Origin of the sequence: Paracoccus sp. PARArs4 (assembly GCF_947311865.1) — a bacterium.
GTDB lineage: Bacteria > Pseudomonadota > Alphaproteobacteria > Rhodobacterales > Rhodobacteraceae > Paracoccus > Paracoccus zeaxanthinifaciens.
The window spans coordinates 14,611-33,448 of the sequence record NZ_CAMZMW010000011.1 but is presented as its reverse complement, the minus strand read 5'-3'; the positions used below and the strand labels follow the sequence as shown (position 1 = coordinate 33,448).

General features: G+C 65.7%; 19 protein-coding genes, 1 tRNA gene and 1 pseudogene. 8 read left to right on the top strand and 13 right to left on the bottom strand.

Going from position 1 to position 18,838, the window contains the following annotated elements:
* The first annotated feature begins 88 nt into the window (after window positions 1–88).
* From QMZ16_RS10595 to QMZ16_RS10580, 4 genes are all read left to right on the top strand, one after another.
* The gene (locus tag QMZ16_RS10595; protein WP_282603223.1) at window positions 89–865 is read left to right on the top strand and encodes a hypothetical protein; all 777 of its coding nucleotides are present in this window, start codon (window positions 89–91) and stop codon (window positions 863–865) included.
* Window positions 866–1,055: 190 nt separating this feature from the next.
* Entirely contained in the window at window positions 1,056–2,630 is a 1,575-nt protein-coding gene (locus QMZ16_RS10590; protein ID WP_282603222.1) for a Re/Si-specific NAD(P)(+) transhydrogenase subunit alpha, read from the top strand.
* Window positions 2,631–2,640: 10 nt separating this feature from the next.
* Window positions 2,641–4,083 (top strand): NAD(P)(+) transhydrogenase (Re/Si-specific) subunit beta, encoded by a 1,443-nt coding sequence (locus QMZ16_RS10585; RefSeq protein ID WP_282603221.1) that lies wholly within the window; start codon window positions 2,641–2,643, stop codon window positions 4,081–4,083.
* Between the two features lie 216 nt (window positions 4,084–4,299).
* A complete protein-coding gene (locus tag QMZ16_RS10580) occupies window positions 4,300–4,626 on the top strand; it encodes a glutaredoxin domain-containing protein (protein ID WP_282603220.1) in 327 nt (108 codons plus the stop codon).
* A gap of 41 nt (window positions 4,627–4,667) precedes the next feature.
* Here QMZ16_RS10580 and QMZ16_RS10575 read toward each other — a convergent pair whose 3' ends face one another.
* The gene (locus tag QMZ16_RS10575) at window positions 4,668–5,096 is read right to left on the bottom strand and encodes a TIGR01244 family sulfur transferase (protein ID WP_282603219.1); all 429 of its coding nucleotides are present in this window, start codon (window positions 5,094–5,096) and stop codon (window positions 4,668–4,670) included.
* Between the two features lie 73 nt (window positions 5,097–5,169).
* Complete coding sequence (gph, locus tag QMZ16_RS10570; RefSeq protein ID WP_282603218.1) at window positions 5,170–5,826, bottom strand: phosphoglycolate phosphatase; 657 nt, start codon at window positions 5,824–5,826, stop codon at window positions 5,170–5,172.
* A gap of 215 nt (window positions 5,827–6,041) precedes the next feature.
* On the opposite strand from gph, the gene QMZ16_RS10565 reads away from it, so the two are divergent.
* From QMZ16_RS10565 to grxD, 3 genes are all read left to right on the top strand, one after another.
* On the top strand, window positions 6,042–6,212 hold the full coding sequence (locus QMZ16_RS10565) for a hypothetical protein (protein WP_169447690.1): 171 nt from the start codon (window positions 6,042–6,044) through the stop codon (window positions 6,210–6,212).
* Window positions 6,213–6,311: 99 nt separating this feature from the next.
* Window positions 6,312–6,554 (top strand): BolA family transcriptional regulator, encoded by a 243-nt coding sequence (locus QMZ16_RS10560; protein ID WP_022707649.1) that lies wholly within the window; start codon window positions 6,312–6,314, stop codon window positions 6,552–6,554.
* Between the two features lie 70 nt (window positions 6,555–6,624).
* Window positions 6,625–6,987: a Grx4 family monothiol glutaredoxin gene (gene grxD / locus QMZ16_RS10555; protein ID WP_022707650.1), complete on the top strand. Its 363-nt coding sequence runs from the start codon at window positions 6,625–6,627 to the stop codon at window positions 6,985–6,987.
* Between the two features lie 33 nt (window positions 6,988–7,020).
* Here the strand turns inward: grxD and QMZ16_RS10550 are convergent, their stop codons facing one another.
* From QMZ16_RS10550 to QMZ16_RS10520, 7 genes and pseudogenes are all read right to left on the bottom strand, one after another.
* Window positions 7,021–7,584 carry a phage holin family protein gene (locus QMZ16_RS10550; RefSeq protein WP_282603217.1) on the bottom strand — a complete coding sequence of 188 codons (564 nt, stop codon included), beginning with the start codon at window positions 7,582–7,584 and terminating at the stop codon, window positions 7,021–7,023.
* Window positions 7,585–7,591: 7 nt separating this feature from the next.
* On the bottom strand, window positions 7,592–8,023 hold the full coding sequence (locus QMZ16_RS10545) for a DUF883 domain-containing protein (RefSeq protein ID WP_282603216.1): 432 nt from the start codon (window positions 8,021–8,023) through the stop codon (window positions 7,592–7,594).
* A 114-nt stretch (window positions 8,024–8,137) separates the two neighbouring features.
* Window positions 8,138–8,221: transfer RNA gene (locus tag QMZ16_RS10540), tRNA-Leu, on the bottom strand.
* Window positions 8,222–8,308: 87 nt separating this feature from the next.
* Entirely contained in the window at window positions 8,309–9,259 is a 951-nt protein-coding gene (lipA, locus tag QMZ16_RS10535) for a lipoyl synthase (protein WP_022707653.1), read from the bottom strand.
* A gap of 69 nt (window positions 9,260–9,328) precedes the next feature.
* Window positions 9,329–10,231: a LysR substrate-binding domain-containing protein gene (locus tag QMZ16_RS10530; RefSeq protein WP_282603215.1), complete on the bottom strand. Its 903-nt coding sequence runs from the start codon at window positions 10,229–10,231 to the stop codon at window positions 9,329–9,331.
* Window positions 10,232–10,348: 117 nt separating this feature from the next.
* Window positions 10,349–10,894: pseudogene (locus QMZ16_RS10525) on the bottom strand (DUF6456 domain-containing protein); the annotation flags it as partial.
* A 544-nt stretch (window positions 10,895–11,438) separates the two neighbouring features.
* Window positions 11,439–13,007, bottom strand: coding sequence for a helicase HerA-like domain-containing protein (locus tag QMZ16_RS10520; RefSeq protein WP_282603214.1), 1,569 nt, complete (start codon window positions 13,005–13,007; stop codon window positions 11,439–11,441).
* Window positions 13,008–13,420: 413 nt separating this feature from the next.
* Between QMZ16_RS10520 and QMZ16_RS10515 the strand changes: the two genes are divergently transcribed.
* Window positions 13,421–14,188 carry an invasion associated locus B family protein gene (locus tag QMZ16_RS10515; protein ID WP_282603213.1) on the top strand — a complete coding sequence of 256 codons (768 nt, stop codon included), beginning with the start codon at window positions 13,421–13,423 and terminating at the stop codon, window positions 14,186–14,188.
* Window positions 14,189–14,255: 67 nt separating this feature from the next.
* Here QMZ16_RS10515 and QMZ16_RS10510 read toward each other — a convergent pair whose 3' ends face one another.
* From QMZ16_RS10510 to QMZ16_RS10495, 4 genes are all read right to left on the bottom strand, one after another.
* On the bottom strand, window positions 14,256–15,464 hold the full coding sequence (locus QMZ16_RS10510; RefSeq protein WP_282603283.1) for a beta-ketoacyl-[acyl-carrier-protein] synthase family protein: 1,209 nt from the start codon (window positions 15,462–15,464) through the stop codon (window positions 14,256–14,258).
* A 110-nt stretch (window positions 15,465–15,574) separates the two neighbouring features.
* On the bottom strand, window positions 15,575–15,841 hold the full coding sequence (locus QMZ16_RS10505; RefSeq protein ID WP_022707659.1) for an acyl carrier protein: 267 nt from the start codon (window positions 15,839–15,841) through the stop codon (window positions 15,575–15,577).
* Between the two features lie 11 nt (window positions 15,842–15,852).
* Window positions 15,853–16,953 carry a UDP-3-O-(3-hydroxymyristoyl)glucosamine N-acyltransferase gene (lpxD, locus tag QMZ16_RS10500; protein ID WP_282603212.1) on the bottom strand — a complete coding sequence of 367 codons (1,101 nt, stop codon included), beginning with the start codon at window positions 16,951–16,953 and terminating at the stop codon, window positions 15,853–15,855.
* A 76-nt stretch (window positions 16,954–17,029) separates the two neighbouring features.
* Window positions 17,030–18,583, bottom strand: coding sequence for a L,D-transpeptidase family protein (locus QMZ16_RS10495; protein WP_282603211.1), 1,554 nt, complete (start codon window positions 18,581–18,583; stop codon window positions 17,030–17,032).
* Window positions 18,584–18,838 lie beyond the last annotated feature (255 nt).

Sequence of the window (18,838 nt, the reverse complement as noted above, 5' to 3'; positions counted from 1 at the left end):
CCGTCGGCGATTGACAGCGCGATGCCGCCCGGTATCAAAAAGGCTTGCGCCAGAGGGGCATAACGAGAAAACAGAACTGGAGATCCGCATGAGCCATGATCCCAACGATCCGAAGAACACCGATCGTCACCAGGAAACCTATGTGGAGCCGGTCGAGCGCCGTTCCTCGGCGCTGCCGCTGATCATCGGCGTGCTGCTGGCGCTGGCGCTGGCCTATTTCGTCCTGCAGCGCTTCACGACCGACGATACCGTCGTCGAAGGTGACACCACCACCGTGACCACGACCGAGGAAGCGCCCGAGCCGGTCGCCGAGCCCGAGGGGGAGGCCGACAACGCCGCAGCCGAGGCCGAGGCCACCACCGGTGCCGAGCAGGTCGAGCCCGAGCAGCCCGCGGACGAGGCAGCCGAAGCCACCGCCGAGGCCGAGGACCAGCTGGAAGCCGGTGCCGAGGGCGCTGCCGAAGCCGCTGACGACGCCGCCGTCGAGGCCGAGCAGGCCGCCGAGGATGCCGCCGCCGCCACCGAAGCAGCCGCCGAGGATGCGGCAGCCGCAGCCGACGAGGCGACCGACGACGCCGCAGCGACCGCTGACGAGGCGACCGACGATGCCGCCGCCGCTGCCGACAACGCAGCCGACGAAGCCGAGGCTGCCGCCGACGATGCCGCCGCAGCGGCTGACGAGGCCGCTGGCGAGGCTGGCAGCGCGATCGACAGCGCACTGGACAGCGCTGCCGAAGCTGCATCGAACGCCGCCGACGCTGCACGCGAAGCAGCCGACGAGGCCGCACAGGCCGTCGACGACGCGCTGAGCACCGAACCCGCCGTTCCCGCCGAGGAAGCCGAAACGACCGCACCCGCGAACTGATCCGCGGACGCACCAAGGACAAGAAAGGCCCGGCATCGCGCCGGGCCTTTTTCATGCGCGTCACATTCGAAAATCGTGACGCCACGACACTGTTTCCGGCAGTGCACAGCCCCATCGACTTGTGAAAGAATGTTGCGCGGTGCTACAAGTCGCCGCGACAGTGACAAAAACGATGGGGGACGTTCGGATCATGAAGATTGGCGCATTGCGCGAGGGCTTCGACGGAGAGGCGCGTGTCGCGATCACTCCGTCCTCGGCGGGCCATATGGCCAAGCTGGGGCACGAGGTCTTCGTCGAGAGCGGGGCGGGCGACCGCGCCGGATTTTCCGACGACGATTACCGCGCGGCGGGCGTGACCGTCTGCCAGACCGCGGCAGAGCTGATCGCCGCGGTGGACATGGTGGCCAAGGTCCGCCAGCCGACCGAGGCCGAGATCGGCGAGATGCGCGAAGGACAGACTCTGATCTCGTTCTTCTATCCGGCGCAGAACCAGGAACTGCTGGCGAAGGCCAAGGATCAGGGCATCACCGCGATCGCGATGGACATGGTCCCGCGCATCAGCCGCGCGCAGAAGATGGACGCGCTGTCCTCGATGGCGAATATCGCGGGCTACCGCTCGGTGATCGAGGCCGCGAACAATTTTGGGCGCTTCTTCACCGGCCAGGTGACCGCCGCGGGCAAGGTTCCGCCCGCCAAGGTGCTGGTCGTGGGCGCAGGGGTCGCGGGTCTTGCGGCCATCGGCACCTCGGTCAGCCTGGGCGCGCAGGTCCACGCCTTCGACGTGCGTCCCGAAGTGGCCGAGCAGATCGAGAGCATGGGCGCCGAGTTCGTCTTCCTCGAATTCGACGAGGGTGTCAGCGACGGTGCGGCGACGGGCGGCTATGCCGCGCCCTCCAGCCCCGAATTCCGCGAGAAGCAGCTTGAGAAGTTCCGCGAGCTGGCGCCGCAGATGGACGTGGTCATCACCACCGCGCTGATCCCGGGCCGCGACGCGCCGGTCCTTTGGACCGCCGACATGGTCGCGGCGATGAAGCCCGGCAGCGTGATCGTCGATCTGGCCGCCGAGAAGGGCGGCAATTGCGAACTGACCGTCCAGGACGAGCGGATCGTGACCGACAACGGCGTCGTCGTCATCGGCTATACCGATTTCCCGTCGCGCATGGGCGCGCAGGCATCCGAGCTGTATGGCAACAACATCCGCCACTTCGTGACCGATCTGACCCCCGGCAAGGACGGCGTCTTCGATCACAACATGGAGGATGACGTGATCCGCGGGGCGACCGTCGCCCATGATCACGACGTGACCTGGCCGCCCCCTCCGCCCAAGGTCGCGGCCATCGCGGCCCAGAAGCCCAAGGAGAAGAAGAAGGAGCTGACGCCCGAGGAACGCAAGGCCGCCGAGGCAGCGGCCTTCAAGGCCGAGACGCGCAGCCAGGTCGGCCTGCTGCTGGGCGGCGGTCTGCTGGTGCTGCTGGTGGGCCTTGTCGCGCCCGCAAGCTTCATGTCGCATTTCATCGTCTTCGTGCTGGCCTGCTTCGTCGGCTTCCGCGTGATCTGGAACGTCGCCCATTCGCTGCACACGCCGCTGATGGCGATCACCAACGCGATCAGCTCGATCATCATCCTGGGCGCGCTGATGCAGATCGGCTCGGGGTCGTGGCTTGTCGTCATCCTGGGCGCGCTGGCCGTGCTGATGGCGGGCGTCAACATCTTCGGTGGCTTCATGGTCACCCGGCGCATGCTCGCCATGTTCCAGAAGTCGTAAGGGGGCAGGAATGGAATACGGATTCACCACCGCGGCCTATGTGGTCGCATCGGTCCTGTTCATCCTGTCGCTCGGCGGGCTGTCGGGACAGGAAAGCGCGAAGCGCGCCATCTGGTACGGCATCGCGGGCATGGCGCTGGCCGTCATCGCCACGCTGTTCGGACCGGGCGCGGGCAACTGGTTCCTGTCGCTGGTCATGATCGCCATCGGCGGCGCGATCGGCTGGGTCGTCGCCAAGCGCGTCCAGATGACCGAGATGCCGCAGCTGGTAGCCGCGATGCACAGCCTTGTCGGCCTTGCGGCGGTCTTCGTCGGCTTCAACGCCCAGATCGAGCTTGGCCGCGTCATGCGCATGAAGGCCGAGGGTGCCGCCCATGAATTCGCAGGCTTTGCCGCGATCCTGGCGCACAAGACCCCGGCGGAAATCGCGATGCTGAAGATCGAGGTCTTCCTCGGGATCTTCATCGGTGCCGTGACCTTCACCGGCTCGGTCGTGGCGTTCGGCAAGCTGGCAGGTCGCGTCGACGGCAAGCCGAAGAAGCTGCCGGGCGGTCACATGTTGAACGCGGGCGCCGTCGCGCTGTCGCTGGTCTTCGGGCTGCTGTACTTCACCGGTGTCGGGCCTGCGCTGTTCTGGCTGGTTCTGGTGACGCTGCTGGCCTTCTTCATCGGCTATCACCTGATCATGGGGATCGGCGGGGCGGACATGCCCGTCGTCGTCTCGATGCTGAACAGCTATTCGGGTTGGGCCGCCGCGATGATCGGCTTCACGCTGTCGAACGATCTGCTGATCGTGACCGGCGCACTGGTCGGTTCGTCGGGTGCGATCCTGTCCTATATCATGTGCAAGGCGATGAACCGCCACTTCGTCAGCGTGATCCTGGGCGGCTTCGGCGGCGAAACCGGTCCCGCGGCCGAGATCGAGGGCGAGCAGATCGCCATCGACGCGGATGGCGTGGCCGCCGCGCTGAACGACGCGGACAGCGTGGTCATCGTGCCGGGTTACGGCATGGCCGTCGCGCAGGCGCAGGGGGCGGTCAGCGAACTGACCCGCAAGCTGCGCGCGGCCGGCAAGGAAGTCCGCTTCGCGATCCACCCGGTCGCGGGTCGTCTTCCCGGCCACATGAACGTGCTGCTGGCCGAGGCGAAGGTCCCCTATGACATCGTGCTGGAGATGGAGGAGATCAACGACGACTTCCCCCAGACCGACGTGGTCATCGTCATCGGGTCGAACGACATCGTGAACCCCGCGGCGCAGGACGATCCGAACAGCCCCATCGCAGGCATGCCCGTGCTGGAGGTCTGGAAGGCCAAGAACGTCTTCGTCAGCAAGCGCGGGCAGGGCACCGGCTATTCCGGGATCGAGAACCCGCTGTTCTTCAGGGACAATACGCGCATGTTCTATGGCGATGCCAAGGAATCGCTGAACAAGCTGCTTCCGATGGTCGACTGATCCATCGACAAGGTGATGCGGAACGGGCCCCTCGGGGCCCGTTTTCCGTTGCAGCCCTCGCTTTCGGCATGGAAGGAAGGAAACGAACGCTTACGGAGGTTCTCATGCGTCTTCTTGTCGGTTTCCTTGCACTTGCGGCCCTTGCAGGCTGCGGCGTACCTTTCGTCCCGCTGATCTGATGTGAACGAGGGTCCGATGACGGAAAAAACGCTGCAAATGCTTGGACTTGGCCATTGCTCGACCTGCGTGAAGGCGCAGAAGGCCCTGGAAGAGCACGGCTGGACGGTCGAATTCAGGGATGTCCAGAAGGACCCGCTGTCCGAGGACGAACGTCAGTCGCTGCACGAGGAATTCGGCGACAAGATCGTCAACCGGGCCAGCCTGACCTGGCGCGGCATGTCCGAGGACGAGAGGGCGGGCGAGCCTGTCGCCATGATCGGCGCCAAGCCCGCGCTGATGAAGCGTCCCGCGATTCGGGCAGGGGATCTGCGCCTTCTTGGCTGGACCGCGAATGTCAAGAGGGCACTCGGGGTGCCCGCCTGATCGCCTGAAAAGGGTAGGGCAGGGGGATCGCCCTGCCCGTATCAGCCCTTGCGGCTGGCCAGCGACTCGATCAGCGGCTGGATCCCGCTGATGTCATAGCCTGCGCCGGCGGCAGTCTCGACGATCTCGGATGCGGGGACGCGACCGGCCTGGGTCAGCGCCCACAGGACCGTGCACCGATTGCCCGAACGGCAATACGCGATGACCGGGCCGCCCGCCTCGACCGCCGTCCCGAAATCCGAGATCAGGTCGGGCGTGATCTGCCCCGGATGAAACGGCAGGTAATGATAGCTCATCCCCGCATCGGCGGCGGCCTGCGCCATGACATCATGGTCGATATCGGGACCGACCTCGTCGTCGGGACGGTTGTTCACAAGGACCTTGAAACCGGCCTCGGCCAGCGCAGGCACGTCTTCCGGCATGATCTGCGGCGACACGGCAAGGTTCGGATTCAGCTGGCGAAGGTCCATGTGGCACCTCTGGTTGGGACGGTTGCGCAATCGAAGTGACGCGGTTGCCGCCCGGTGTCAAGAAAACAGCCCGTCAGGCGCGCGCCATCGCGTCTGCCTGCCGAACCAGGCCCGGCAGATCGGCATGATCGCCAAAGCTTGCGGCATGACGCATCTGGTCCAGCGGCGTGTTGCGATAGCCTTCGGTGAACAGAAGGAACGGCACCGACAAGGCAGCGGCGCAATCGGCGTCGAACTCGCTGTCGCCGACGAAGATGCCCTGACCGCCAAGCGCCTCGAAGGCCGCGGTCAGGGGCGCAGGATGCGGTTTGCGCTCCGGCTGCGTGTCGCCAGCGATCACGACGCCCATGAATGGCGCAAGACCGAAATGGTCCAGAACCTTGTGCGTCGGAGCAAGCGGCTTGTTCGTGCACAGTCCGATCGGATGGCCAGCCGCCTGAAGATCCCGCAGACATTTCAGCACGCCCGGATAGAGCGTCGAATGCGCGGTCGCTTGCTGATAGTGCCGCATGAAGGCCGCGACGAAATCATCGTGACGCGCGAGGTCCAGCGTCGTCGCCGCGATGATGCGGTCCCACAGCATGCCGACGCCGCCACCGACAAAGCTGCGGATCCTGTCCACGCCAAGCGGCTCGGCGTCGAATTCCTGCAGCGTGAGCGCGGCACATGCGTGGATGTCGGGGACGCTGTCCACCAGCGTGCCATCCAGATCGAAGACGACCGGCGTCATGGCTGATCCTTTCAGTTCGTGGTAAGTCGTCGCCAGGTTCATGAACGCCCTTGGCGCAAGATGTCGGGCGGAGAGTGTCGCGGCATGCAGCCGACCGCAAGCAACAAGTCTGAATGTTGCATAATACGGATTACCAAATATCTTGATGGTCCCCTGCGGGGAACCCTGCAAGGCTTTGCGCGTCGTGTTGCAGGAACAGAAAATCGGAGCATTCGATGTCCAGTCTCAAACCAATCCTGATCCTTGCAGCGACGCTTGGCCTAGCAGCATGCGGCGATACCGTCACGGAACGCGCGGCCACCGGCGGCGTCAGCGGCGCAGCTGTCGCAGGTCCGGCTGGCGCCGTCGTCGGCGGAACCGTGGGTGCCGTCAGCACCGTCAACTGAACGTCCTGACAGGAGCGTTCCCATCGCAGGAACGCTCCTGCACTTGCAGCCACTTCTGGCTTCCCCTACATCTTTGGAATACCGATACGAGGATGTAGAATGGCGATTGAAGCGCATGAGATCGAAGCCCTGATCCGAGAGGCTTTTCCCGACGCCCAGATCACGATCACCGACCTGGCCGGCGACGGCAACCACTATGCCGCCGAGGTCATCGACGCATCCTTTCGCGGAATGAACAGGGTCCAGCAGCAGCGTGCGGTCTATGCCGCGCTGAAGGGCAAGATGGACGGCAGCAACGGCGAGCTTCACGCACTGGCGCTGACGACCAAGGCCCCCGATTGACGGCCCCTGCCCGACCGAATTTACATCGGCCCGCCTGATCGGCGGGCTTTCGAATGGAAGGATACACGCGATGAGCGACGTGACCACCCGGATCCAGGAAACCATCGACACGAACGAAGTCGTTCTGTTCATGAAGGGCACCAAGGAAATGCCGCAATGCGGTTTCTCCAGCCGCGTTGCCGGGGTCCTGAACTACATGAATGTCGGATACCAGGACATCAACGTCTTGGCCGATCAGGATATTCGTCAGGGTATCAAGGACTTCTCGGACTGGCCGACGATCCCGCAGCTCTATATCAAGGGCGAGTTCGTGGGCGGATGCGACATCATTACCGAGATGACGCTGTCCGGCGAGCTTGACCAGATGTTCGAGCAGAAAGGCATCGCCTTCGACAAGGAAGCGGCCGATCGTATCCGCGAAGCCAACGGCTGATACGGACAAGGGCGCCCGAACGGGGCGCCCTTTTCAGATGATGTCGTCGAAGTCGTCATCGTCGTCGTTGCGGCCTCGGATCGCCGATGCGATGGTCAGCCCGACGGCGAATGCGCCGATCAGCTTGCCCATGCTGCCTAGGTTGGTGCTTGCAGCCTGATCGACCTGACTGGCGCCGTGGATAGCGCCATCCCGCACCGCTGCTGCGCGTTCGGGCGTCGCCCCTGCCCGCTCGGCCTTTTCCTTCAGCGGCTGGACAGCCTCGTCGAACTTCGAACGGACCTGGCCGACCGCAGCATCCTTGGCAAGCGAGACACGGGCCTGGACTTCTCGCTTGAGATCGTCGCCGGTCGGCATGCGGTGGCGTGGTTTACGCGCTGCGATGAAAAGCGCAAGCGCGATCACAAGGAAGCCGCCACCAACCGCCAGCGATGCCAAGGTAGAACCCCAGTCCAGCTCGACCGCAAGGAACGACCACAGCGCCGCCGTCAGGAAGCCGAAGGCGATGGCGGCCACGATGCCGCCACCGATCTTCATTCCCGTCCGACGAAAGCTGTCCGAGATGCCGCGCTTGAGGTTCTGCGCGAACTCGATCATCGGAACCTCAGCGACGCGAGATCAGCAGGCCGACGAGGAAGCCGACACCCGCAGCAATGCCGAGCGCCTGCGCCGGGTTGCGACGCACCATGTTCGACACCTCGTCATACTGCAGCTCGGCATAGGCGCCTGCATCTTCCGCGATGTGCTGACCCTTGGCATAGAGACGGTCGGCCTCGGCGCGGGCGCGGTCGGTATATTCACGACCCGTCGCACGTGCGCGGTCGGCATATTCGCGACCGGCTTCGGCGGCCTCGTTCACCAGCCCTGCCCCTTTTTCCATCAGGCGTTCGGTGCTGGCATTCTCTCGGATGTTCTGCGCCGTCTCGCGAATGTCGTCGCGGATCTTGTTCGCGCCTTCGCGCAGATCGCTGCGGGCCTCGTCGGCGGCGGCAGCCGCGTCGCGTTGCAGATCGTTGACCTGGTTCGGATTTGCCATTGCTTCGTCCTTTCCTTCGGTGCTCATCACCTTCGGATGGACAACAATGCAGTTGCGGCAATCGTTCCAATCATCTGCGACAAAATGCGCGGAGGGTATCGGATCGGAAAGGCATGGTAGGGACGGTCGGACTCGAACCGACACTCATTGCTGAAACGGATTTTGAATCCGTCGCGTCTACCATTCCGCCACGCCCCCAAGGGTTTCCCCCGGTGCCTTTCCGGAACGGGCGCAATGCGCCCGCCGGAAATCCGTAATCGGCGTCCGGGGGAAATGCAAGACCGCTCAGGCGCGGCCGAGCTTTTCCAGACGTGCCTGCCGAAGACGCGCGAAATCGTCGCCCGCGTGATAGGAGGAACGCGTCAGCGGCGTCGCTGAAACCATCAGGAAGCCCTTGCCATAGGCGGCCTTTTCATAGCCCGCGAATTCCTCGGGGGTGACGAAGCGGTCGACGCGATGGTGCTTCGGCGTCGGCTGCAGATACTGGCCGATAGTGATGAAATCGATATCGGCGGCGCGCATGTCATCCATGACCTGCAGGACGCTCGGGCGATCCTCGCCCAGGCCGACCATGATGCCCGACTTGGTGAACATCGTGGGATCCAGTTCCTTGACCCGCTGCAGCAGGCGCAGCGAGTGGAAATACCGCGCGCCCGGACGCACCGAGGTGTAAAGCCCCGGCACCGTTTCCAGGTTGTGGTTGAACACGTCGGGCCGCGCCTCGACCACGGTTTCCAGCGCACCGGGCTTCGACTTGAGGAAGTCGGGCGTCAGCACCTCGATCGTGGAATCGGGCGAGCGGTGACGGATCGCGCGGATCGTCTGCGCGAAATGTTCGGCCCCGCCATCGTCCAGATCGTCGCGGTCGACGCTGGTGATGACGACGTGGTTCAGGCCCAGCTTCTGCACGGCATGGGCCACGCGGCCCGGCTCGAACACGTCCAGATCGTTCGGACGGCCCGTTGCCACGTTGCAGAAGGTACATCCACGGGTGCAGATCTCGCCCATGATCATCATGGTGGCGTGGCCCTGGCTCCAGCATTCGCCGACATTCGGGCAGCCTGCTTCCTCGCAGACGGTGGACAGCCGGTTCTCGCGCAGAAGGTCGCGCGTCTGCTTGTACCCTTCCGAGGTCGGCGCCTTGACGCGGATCCAGTCGGGTTTGCGGGGCTGTGCCTGATCGGGGCGGTGCGCCTTTTCCGGGTGGCGCTGATCCGGAAGTCGTAGGTCGCGCAAAGCAATTCCTTTCGGTCGCGGTTGCCACAGAAATAGGGCTTTCGCACCGGAATGGCAACGCGCCACGCGTCAGGTCAGCAGGGGTTCCGCAGCCTGTCTCAGAATTCCCGCAAGATCGTCGATCCAGCCATCCCCCGAAGTCGAGGCCCGGCGCAGCAGCAGCACCTCGCGCAGGGGCTGCGGTTCGGGAAAGCGCATGGCCGTCAGGCCGGGGGCCGCGGCCAGTTCCTGGGCGCGCGCGATCTCGGGCAGGAAGGTCAGGCCCATGCCCTGCGCGGCCAGCCTGCACAGCGTGGCAAGCGACGCCGCGCCAAGGTCCAGCCGACCGCGCCCACGGCCCAGGCCGCAGACCTCCAGCGCCTGGTCGCCAAGGCAATGCCCCTCGTCCAGCAACAGCAGCTGGCCGGGGTCGAGGGCGCGCGGCTCGATCATCTGGCCCTGCATTTCGGCGATGCGCGTCGTGCTGCCCGCCAGCAGGAAGCGGTCGGTGAACAGGGGAACCGCCTGGAAGGACGCATCGGTCGGCGGGCTTGCCACGACGATGGCATCCAGCTGACCGGTCGACAGTTCCTCCAGCAGCTTCTCGGTCTGCGCCTCGCGGAGGTGGAGATCGCGGCCGATATCCCGCGCCCGCAGCAGCGGCAGCGCCGCGGGCAGAAGATAGGGCGCCACGGTGGGGATCATGCCCAGCATCAGGCGACCGCCCTGCCCCGGCTTCCTGACCGCCAGCTCCAACCCCGCCATCGAGGCCAGAACACGCCGCGCCTGCTCCTCGAGTGTGCGGCCCTGCGGCGTCAAGACGACGCCGCCGCTGGTCCGTTCGACCAGCTTCGCGCCGATCTCCTCCTCCAACGCGCGGATCTGCATCGACAGCGCGGGCTGCGTGACGTTGATCGCTTCGGCGGCGCGGGTGAAATGCGCATGATCGCAAAGTGAAAGGAAATAACGCAATTGGCGGAGGGTGATGTTCATCGGGTTCCGCGATCGGGAAATGGTATAAGGACGACCGCGACCCTAGTCCCTATGCGGGGGAAACGACAAGGAGGCACGAAACCGGGGCCCCGAAGGCCCCCGGTTTCGCCGCATCCCTCAGCCGATCAGGCGCGCGCCCTTGCCATAGGTCTCGGAATAGTGACGTTCCAGCCGCATCAGGGCGAGGCGCAGGACGATCTTGCCGGAACGCGCCGACCAGCCCAGCCTGCGCTCCGTCTGCTCGATCCCCTCGAGGAAGCAGCAGACGCGCAGCACCACGTCGCCCAGTCCGGGGCCAAGTTCTCGCAGCGCCATCGCAACACGGTCGCGCGCCGATTCCGAGCCTCCGCGATAGGCACCGCCATTATGCGAAACGTCGATGCCCGCCGTCATGAAGCCGTCCCAGTTCTGGGTGACTCGCGGGCCCATCTGCGCAAGCTCGAAATCCTCGCGCAGGCGTTCGCCCGCTGCGACCTGATCGCCGGTCAGGAAGGGCTGACCCAGATGATCGCGGCGCCGCGCCATGACCAGCAGCGGGCTTTCGGCGATATTGACGCGGGTCCGACGACGCTGGCCGTCCTCGGGATCCTCGACTGTGCGTTCTTCCCAGATGCGGTGGCGGTCGGCATGGTCGAAACCGGCATGCGCCTCGGCCATGCCCTTCATCACGGGTTCGGCGTGATCGAACGAGGTATGGCCCGGAACCGCACCCTTCTGCCGCGCCGAGCGAAGCATCCTGCGCAGCGCATCGCGTCCCGCAGGCGCGATGGCATAGCGCAGCAGCCGCCCGCCCTGTCCCGTCTGCACAACCCAGCCGTTCAGCGCCATCCGCTCGGCCAGGCCGCAGTCCGCATGTCGTCGCGCTTGGCCGTGAAGCGGCGGATGCGGCGCAGGACGATCAAGGCGCTTCCATGACGAACTTGTCTTATAGGGTATCCTTCGGATGTTGAGGACGGATCGCACCATCAAACTGTAGGGTCAAACGCCTAAAGAAATCTTGCCTTGGCGCGGGCGGCGTCAGAACATGCGGCAAAACCCGCATAGGTTGTGACAGCGTCCCTTCATGCACCAGATAGGACCGCACCCATGCACAATGCCGCCAACGTCATCCAGTTCCGTCCCCGCCCGCAGAACGATGCGCTTCGCCGCCCCGGCACCCTGGTCCGCGCGCCGCGATCGCCGCGACCCCAGCCGCAAGCGCCGCCTGTTAACGCCGCTTGCCCAGCAGCGACCCCAGCACGCCCCGGACAAGCGCCTGTCCGGTGCGGGTGCCCAACTGCCGCGCCAGGCTCTTGCCGAAGGTCTCGGCGATGCTGTCCGACCGGCTCGAACGTTTCGTCTTGGTCGGTCGGGCCTGCGGCTCGTATCTGCGACCGCGGTTATAGCCCGACTGCCCTTCGGGCATGTCGAACAGGTCGTCGTCGGCGCGTTCCTCCTCGGCCGCCTTGGCCGCGGCTTCGGCGGTGCGTCGGGCCAGGATCTCGTGGGCGGATTCGCGGTCGAGCGTCTTGTCGTATTTCACCCCCATCGCGGAATTCACCAGAACCTCGGCGCGCTCGGCCGCAGTGATCGGACCCAGCTGGCTGAAGGGCGGCCTGATCAGCGTGCGTTGCGCGATGCCGGGCTGGCCCTTGCGCATCAGGAACGAGGTCACGGCCTCACCGGTGCCGACCTGCTGGATCGCATCCGCGATGTCGAAATCGGGGTTCGGTCGATAGTTCTCGGCCGCATCGCGCAGCGCCTTCTGGTCCTTGGCGGTGAAGGCGCGAAGCGCGTGCTGCACGCGGTTGCCCAACTGACCCAGCACGCCATCGGGAATATCGGCGGGGTTCTGGCTGACGAACCAGACGCTTACCCCCTTGGACCGGATCAGGCGCGCGACGCGTTCGACCTTCTCGACCAGCGCCTTGGGGGCGTCGTCGAACAGCAGATGCGCCTCGTCGAAGAAGAACGCGGCCTTCGGGCGGTCGGGATCGCCCACCTCGGGCAGCTGCTCGAACAGTTCCGACAGCAGCCACAGCAGGAACGTCGCATAGAGCCGCGGCGCGTTCATCAGCTTGTCCGCGGCCAGCACGTTGATCACGCCCTTGCCGTTCGCATCGCATCGCAGCAGGTCGGACAGTTCCAGCGCAGGCTCGCCGAACAGGCGGTAGCCGCCCTCGTTCTCGAGCACCAGCAGCGCGCGCTGAATCGCGCCGACGCTGGCCGTGCTGACATTGCCATAGCGCAGCGACAGGTCCGAGGCGTTCTGGCCGACCCAGATCAGCATGGATTGCAGATCCTTCAGATCCAGCAGGGGCAGAGCCTCTTCGTCGGCCACGCGGAAGGCGATGTTCATCACCCCCTCCTGCGCGGGGGTCAGGCCCATCAGGCGCGACAGCAGCAGCGGGCCCATCTCGGCCGGGGTGGTGCGGACGGGATGGCCCTGCTCGCCCCAGACATCCCAGAAGGTCACCGGAAAATCCTGATAATCCAGCGTCAGCCCGATGCGGTCGGCGCGTGATGCGAAGGCATCGTGCAGCTTGGCCGTTTCTGACCCGCTGCGCGCAAGCCCCGACAGATCGCCCTTCACATCGGCCAGGAACACCGGAACGCCCGCCAGCGACAGGCTCTCGGCCAGGGTCTGCAGCGTCACCGTCTTGCCGGTGCCCGTCGCCCCCGCGATCAGGCCGTGACGGTTGGCATATTGCAGCAGGATCGTCTCGGGGGTGGCGTATTCGGCGCCTGCACCGCCGACGAAGGCGGTGCCGTTCTCAAGATCCAGAATCCCGGCCATCTTTCCTCCTCGGGGCGCAACACTCGCATCGAAAAGACATTCTTAACCTTCGTTTGGCAAGTTTCCATTGTTCGGATCACGGGTCGCGGTGGCCTGTCGGGCCGGATGTTCCTCCCTTCCAGACTGGCCGCACCTTCGGGTGCGGCCCTTTTTGTAACCTTCAGGATATGTCTGCATGGTTGACTGATCACGCCATCGCGACTAGCGTGCAGGCAATGATGACCGGCCAGTCCGGCAGGGAGAAATGCGAAAGCATGGGCCGCAGCAAAAGCTGCGGCCTTTCGCATTTTCGTCCATGCATCAGGTGCTTGTGCTCAAGGCATGGTGATGCCAGCTTCGATCCGTAAATCGCTGACAAGCCGCGCGGCTCATGCTAGGTCGCGGCAATGGATCGAGCAAAGGGAAGAAAACACATGCTCAAGACCACCTCGCAGGCACTTGCCGCGGCGCTGGCCCTGATCGCCGTTCCGGCCTTCACCCACAGCGCGCTGGCGCAGGACGCGACCCCGTCCGAGGAGCAGCCCGAAGCCTCGGCAGAGGCCGGCACGGACGCGCCCGAAGACACGTCCGAGGCCGATGCCACGGCAGAGACCGCCGCCGATACGCCCGCGGACGAGGCGCCCGCCGATGAGGCCGCCGTCGCCCAAAGCGCCGCAGCCGAGGAAGGCGAAGCGCCCGGAAGCTACTATGCCAAGTCCGAGCATGGCGACTGGATGATCCGCTGCATCCGCGCAGACCAGGGCAAGGACCCCTGCGAGATGTACAAGCTGCTGAGCGACCAAAACGACAACGCCGTTGCCGAATTCTCGCTTGTGCCGCTGACGAATGGTGATGTCGCTGCCGGTGCCACGCTGGTCGCGCCGCTCGAGACGGACCTGATCGAGGGCGTCGGCATGCAGATCGACGGCGGCGAGGTTCGCGGCTATCCCTTCGCGTTCTGCGCTCCGGTCGGCTGCGTTTCGCGCCTGGGCTTCACCAAGGCCGAACTGGCCGGTCTGAAGGGCGGCCGCGAGGCGACGCTGCAGCTGCTGCCCTTCGGTGGCGACCCCGAGAAGCCCGTGCGCCTGCCCGTCTCGCTGACCGGCTTCACCGCCGCCTTCGACGAGCTTTCCGCCTATGCCCAGGCGCCCGAGGCCGAGGCCGAACCCGAGGAAGAGACCGAAGAGGCTCCAACCGAGTAATCGCTGGACAAGACATGCAAAAGGCCGCGCCATCCAGCGCGGCCTTTTCATTTCTGGACGGACGTTGTCAGGCGCGACGCAGCGCGATAACGGCGTTCAGACCGCCAAAGGCGAAGGCGTTCGACAGGACCGCATCGACCTTCGCCTCGCGGGCCTCGTTCGGGACGACATCCAGCGCGCATTCCGGGTCCGGCTCCTGGTAATTGATCGTCGGCGCGATCACGCCGTCGCGCAGCGCCATGATGCAGGCCAGCAGTTCGACCGCGCCGGTCCCGCCGATCAGGTGTCCATGCATCGACTTGGTCGAGCTGATCATCAGCCGATCCGCATGATGCCCGAAGGCCCGCGCGACCGCCGCACATTCGGTCTTGTCATTCGCCGCCGTTCCGGTCCCGTGCGCGTTGATATAGCCGACCTGCTCGGGGTTCAGACCCGCATCGGCGATCGCGCCGCTGATCGCGCGTTCCGCCCCCTGGGCCGAGGGCATGACGATGTCCTGCGCGTCCGACGACATGGCAAAGCCCACGACCTCGGCCAGGATCTCGGCGCCGCGGGCCTTGGCGTGCTCATAGCTTTCGAAGACGAAGACGCCCGCACCCTCGCCCTGTACCATGCCGTTGCGGTTGGCGCTGAAGGGGCGGCAGGCGTCCTTGGACATCACGCGCAGCCCTTCCCACGCCTTGACGCCGCCAAAGCACAGCATCGCCTCGGACCCGCCCGACAGCATCACCTCGGCCGCACCCGACCGCACCATCTGGAACGCCAGACCCATCGCGTGGTTCGAACTGGCGCAGGCCGTCGCGACCGTGAAGGCCGGACCGCGCAGGCCGAACTCCATGCTGACATGGCTGGCGGCGGCGTTGTTCATCAGCTTGGGCACGACGAAGGGGTGGACGCGGTTCTTGCCCTCTTCGTAGACGGCGCGATAATTCTCGTCCCAGGTGTTCAGGCCGCCGCCCGCCGTGCCCAGGATCACGCCCGACCGCAGGCCGAGCGCGCCTTCGAAATGCAGCCCCGACTGTTCCACGGCCTGCTTGGCGGCAAGCAACGTGAACTGCGTGAACTTGTCATAGAGCAGGATCTGCTGGCGGTTGAAATAGGTCTCGGGCAACCAGTTGTGGACCTGCGCGCCGATCTGGATGGACAGGCGTTCCACGTCGCGAAACTCCAGCTGGGTGATCCCGCAGCGCCCCTCGCGATAGGCCTCCATCGTGGTCTTCACGTCATGGCCAAGCGCGTTGATGGTGCCCGCGCCGGTGATCACGACGCGGCGCAGGCCGTCACGGCGCAGCTCGCCCGCGCTGGTCGCGACCTTGGGGGCCGCGACCCCCGCATCGATCCGCGCTTCCTTGCTGGGCCGCGCGGCCTTCTCGGATTTCTTGCCGCTCATGCCGCCTTCTGCGCCACCAGCCGCTCGACCGCGGCGATGATGGTGCCCATGTTCGAGATGTCGAATTCCGATTTCTCGGGCTCGTTCGCGTTGAAGGGGATCGAGATGTCGAACTCCTCCTCGATGGCGAATATCGATTCCACCAGGCCCAGGCTGTCGATGCCCAGTTCTTCCGGCGTGGCGTCATCCGTCACCTGATCGGGTTCCAGCATGGCCTGTTCGGCGATGATGGCGCGGATGCGGGATTTGATGTCGTCAGTCATGTGGCCTCCTATCAGTCCTTTTCCGACAGGCGTGTAACGATTTCCTGAAGCTTGGACAGCTGTTGCGAAAAACGTGGCAGACGGCGGACGGCTTTCTGGATTTCCAGCTGCGTCTCCATCTTGACGGCGGGGTTGCCCAGGACGACGCGCCCCGAGGGCACGCGCGTGAAGATCTTGCTGGCGCCGCCCGCGATCACGTCGTCGCCGATCTCGATATTGTCGTTGACGCCGACCTTGCCCGCAAGGACGACGCGGTCGCCGACCCTGGACGATCCCGCGATGCCGACCTGGCTGCACAGAAGACAGTCATCGCCGATGACGACGTTGTGGCCCAGCATCACCAGGTTGTCGATCTTGGTGCCGTTGCCGATGCGGGTCGCGCGGATGGTGCCGCGGTCGATCGTGGCATTGGCGCCGATTTCGACATCGTCGCCGATCTCGACCGTCCCGAGCGAGTGGATCCGCGTCCAGTGCTGCTGGTTGATCGCGGCCCGCGCCCCGAGCGTGCGGCGGATCTCCTCGATGCCGGATTCCTCGGGGGTAACGAACGAGAAGCCGTCCCCGCCGATGACCGCGTTCGACTGGACGATCAGCCGGTCGCCCGCGACGACCCCGTGGCCGATCCGAACGCCCGCATGCAGCAGCGCGTCATCGCCGATCCGCGCGCCGCGACCGATGCTGGCATGTGCGCCGATGCGCACCCGCGCGCCTATGGTGACGCCCGCGCCAATCACCACGAAGGGCGCGATGGCCGCGCCTTCGCCGATGGTCGCGCTCGGGTCGATCACCGCGCTTGGGTGGATGCCGTCCGGGATGTCGGGGCCGGGATCGAAGGCGCGGGTCAGGCCCGCCATCACCAGCCGGGGGCGGGGCGCAAAGATTGCGGCACGCAGGCCCAGGACCTCGGGGTCCATCCCCTCGGCCAGCAGGGCGACGCTGCCGGGTGCCAGGCTGTCGGCGTATTTCGGGGCCATCGCCAATGCGATCTGGCCGCCCTCTTCGGTTACCGGCGCGGTTGAGGCGGGCTCTCCTGCGCCGGTGACGCGGATGGTGCCGTCGCCCCACATCCGTGCATCCAGAGCGCGGGCAAGTTCCTCGATCGTGACAGCCATTCGGGCCCCCTTTCCTTCTGGTCCGGGGATTACCGCGTTTGGGCGCCCCGTGCCAGCGAAAGCGGCAGCCCCGCCGTCACGTAGTCCCGTCGTCGAAGCCCTCGCGGACCATCGCCCGCCAGATCCGCGCATCGCGGCCATAGACGTCGCGATGCATCTCGATCCCGCCCCGACCGTCAGGCCACGCGGTGAAATAGACGAGATGCACCGGCACGGCGGGCTTCAGCCGCAGCCAGCGTTCCTGCCCGCTGTCGCGCGCGTTCTGGAAGGTCGCAGCAGCGTCACTGACCTGCGGTTCCAGCAGCAGGCGCGCGAAATCCTGCGGGTCGCCCAAGCGGATGCAGCCGTTCGACTCGGCCCGCACGCGGTTGCCGAACAGGTGCTTCGACGGCGTGTCGTGCAGATAGATGTTCCACTTGTTCGGGAAGATGAACTTGACCGTGCCCAGGGCATTGTCGTCGCTCGGGTTCTGGCGCAGCCGGAAGGGGAAGCTGCGTTCGTCATAGGCAGCGAAATCGACACTGTTGCGATCCACGACGCGGCCCCGGCGGTCGATCACGTCCAGATGCGACAGCGCGTGCCGGTTGGCCTGAAGCCGCGGCAGGTAATCCCGCACCGTGATCGAGCGCGGCACATTCCAGCTGGGATTGACCACCACGTTGGCCATCATGTCCGAGAATTCGGGCGTGCGCCAATTCTCGCGATCCTTGCCGACGACGCTGCGGGTGCGGAAGATCTCTTGCCCGTTCTCGATGACGGTGGTGCTGAATTCGGGAATGTTGACCCAGATATAGCGGCCGTCGAAGGACGCGTCGCCCATCCAGCGCAGGCGCTCCATCGCGATCAGGATCGCGCGGCGGCGTTCGGGGGCGACAGCACCGCCGCCGTTGATCGCGCGGATGGTGCGCGGCCCCGCGATGCCGTCCGCGCCAAGGCCCATCGCACGCTGGTATTCGGCGACCGCCTGAGCCAGCGACGCGTCGAAGGCTTCGGAATCGCCCGACCCGAACCCGATCGCGCCCAGCCTGCGGCGCAGCGCGGCCACCGCGGGGCCTGCGTTACCCTCGCGCCAGATGCCGTCGGGAACGGGCGCAAGATCGGCGGGCACCTTCAGTTCCTCGGGGCCGGTCAGTGCCTGCTGCAACTGGGCATAGGCCGGATGACGCGGCGCGGCCTGCATGATCGCGGCAAAGGGGTCGCTGCTGGCGGCAACGCGCTGCATGTCCTCGGCCACCGAGATGTCGGCGCGGCTGCGCTTGATCTCGGGGTCGACGCGGTTCGCGTCCAGCACGCCCCCCGACAGGTCGCGCAGCAGCATCGCGGCACGGCGGGCATGGATCAGCTCGGCGCTGATCGCATCGCGGGGCGGGCCGATCAGGTCGTCGTCATAGCGGCCCGAGGGGATGCCATGGGCGGGCATCGCCGCAACAGCCTGGCGCAGCGCCGCGCGCAGGGGCGCACCGCCCTGCCCCGTGAAGACGCGCTCGAGGCCGTTCGCGCCATAGAAGGCCGCAAGGTCCGGGTCGCCCGCAACCTCGGTCGCAAGCGCCATCTGGGCAGCCGAGAAGTTCAGCCGCGGCGAGACCGCAGCCGTGACCGAGATCACGTTCTTCTGAGCAAAAGCAGGCAACGGGACGGCCGCGACCGTGCCAAGAAATGCCGAGAGAACCAGTTTCGTCGCGAACCGCATACCAGAATGCCCCTTGATACATCGCCATTCTCTCATGTGAACGTTCCGGCAACCAGCATGGGTACCGAGCGGAAAACTCAGCAAGCTCATGCCGTTGCGCAAATGTCACAAAAGAACCTCGAACTGTGGCCGCACAACCCTTCGGCGAAATCCCGCCGACCCATCGGCGGAAGTCATGCAGATTGCGCAGAAACA

What these genes read in the sequence shown, in the direction of transcription:
- QMZ16_RS10595 (WP_282603223.1), top strand. Translation starts at nt 89, where the DNA reads ATGAGCCATGATCCCAACGATCCGAAGAACACCGATCGTCACCAGGAA.
- QMZ16_RS10590 (WP_282603222.1), top strand. Translation starts at nt 1,056, where the DNA reads ATGAAGATTGGCGCATTGCGCGAGGGCTTCGACGGAGAGGCGCGTGTC.
- QMZ16_RS10585 (WP_282603221.1), top strand. Translation starts at nt 2,641, where the DNA reads ATGGAATACGGATTCACCACCGCGGCCTATGTGGTCGCATCGGTCCTG.
- QMZ16_RS10580 (WP_282603220.1), top strand. Translation starts at nt 4,300, where the DNA reads ATGCTTGGACTTGGCCATTGCTCGACCTGCGTGAAGGCGCAGAAGGCC.
- QMZ16_RS10575 (WP_282603219.1), bottom strand. Translation starts at nt 5,096, where the DNA reads ATGGACCTTCGCCAGCTGAATCCGAACCTTGCCGTGTCGCCGCAGATC.
- gph (WP_282603218.1), bottom strand. Translation starts at nt 5,826, where the DNA reads ATGACGCCGGTCGTCTTCGATCTGGATGGCACGCTGGTGGACAGCGTC.
- QMZ16_RS10565 (WP_169447690.1), top strand. Translation starts at nt 6,042, where the DNA reads ATGTCCAGTCTCAAACCAATCCTGATCCTTGCAGCGACGCTTGGCCTA.
- QMZ16_RS10560 (WP_022707649.1), top strand. Translation starts at nt 6,312, where the DNA reads ATGGCGATTGAAGCGCATGAGATCGAAGCCCTGATCCGAGAGGCTTTT.
- grxD (WP_022707650.1), top strand. Translation starts at nt 6,625, where the DNA reads ATGAGCGACGTGACCACCCGGATCCAGGAAACCATCGACACGAACGAA.
- QMZ16_RS10550 (WP_282603217.1), bottom strand. Translation starts at nt 7,584, where the DNA reads ATGATCGAGTTCGCGCAGAACCTCAAGCGCGGCATCTCGGACAGCTTT.
- QMZ16_RS10545 (WP_282603216.1), bottom strand. Translation starts at nt 8,023, where the DNA reads ATGGCAAATCCGAACCAGGTCAACGATCTGCAACGCGACGCGGCTGCC.
- QMZ16_RS10530 (WP_282603215.1), bottom strand. Translation starts at nt 10,231, where the DNA reads ATGAACATCACCCTCCGCCAATTGCGTTATTTCCTTTCACTTTGCGAT.
- QMZ16_RS10520 (WP_282603214.1), bottom strand. Translation starts at nt 13,007, where the DNA reads ATGGCCGGGATTCTGGATCTTGAGAACGGCACCGCCTTCGTCGGCGGT.
- QMZ16_RS10515 (WP_282603213.1), top strand. Translation starts at nt 13,421, where the DNA reads ATGCTCAAGACCACCTCGCAGGCACTTGCCGCGGCGCTGGCCCTGATC.
- QMZ16_RS10505 (WP_022707659.1), bottom strand. Translation starts at nt 15,841, where the DNA reads ATGACTGACGACATCAAATCCCGCATCCGCGCCATCATCGCCGAACAG.
- lpxD (WP_282603212.1), bottom strand. Translation starts at nt 16,953, where the DNA reads ATGGCTGTCACGATCGAGGAACTTGCCCGCGCTCTGGATGCACGGATG.